Genomic DNA, 813 nt, shown 5'->3' on the forward strand with positions numbered 1-813 from the left:
GCCCCATACCTCCTGCGGCGATCAGCCCCCGGCCGCACTTGCCCCGGCGACTATCAACAACGTCATGCCCTCCTACAACTAGTCGGACACGCCATGCGCCGCCTAGTCGCAGGCGACCTCGGTGGCCTCTTCGACGGCCCCTCCACCGTCGAGTTCGACCCCTCCCTGCCGATGATCAGCCTCGACCTCTCCCGCGTCACCGAAAACAGCACTCTCATCTCGGTGTTGATGACCTGCGCCTCAGCGTGGATGGAATCAGCCCTCCTTGACCCCAATGGAGGCCAACGGTGGGTGGTCTACGACGAAGCCTGGCGACTGATGTCCCACCCGGCACTGCTGCGGCGCATGGATGCCCACTGGCGACTGGCCCGCCACTACGGCATCGCCAACCTGCTGGTGTTTCATAAGCTCACTGACCTGGACAACGTCGGCTACGCCGGCTCCGCCATGCGCTCCCTAGCCAACAGTCTGCTGGCGAATGCGGAGACCAGGATCGTCTACCGGCAAGAATCCGACCAACTCGGCACCACCGCCCAAACCTTGGGACTGACCGGCACCGAACAGAAACTGTTACCCACTCTCGGGGTCGGGCAGGGGTTGTGGCGGATCAAGGACCGCTCTTTCGTCGTCCAGCACCAACTCCACCCCGACGAACTCGCGGCTTTCGACACCACCGGCCGCATGACCGGCGGTGCATAGCTGAAAGCGACCCGTCATGGCCGACGAATACCGTCAGGGTCAAGTCCGGTGGAGTGGTGTATGAGCCGTGATCCTTCGATCCTGTGATTCTGGGTCAGGCTGCCAGGGGCTCCA

The 813-nt window shown here is 63.5% G+C and carries 1 pseudogene; it reads left to right on the plus strand.

Features of this window, described 5'->3' with window-relative positions:
* Positions 1-699, plus strand: a pseudogene (locus SD455_RS16620) (hypothetical protein); the annotation flags it as partial.
* Positions 700-813 lie beyond the last annotated feature (114 nt).

Source organism: Nesterenkonia sp. K-15-9-6, assembly GCF_052656005.1.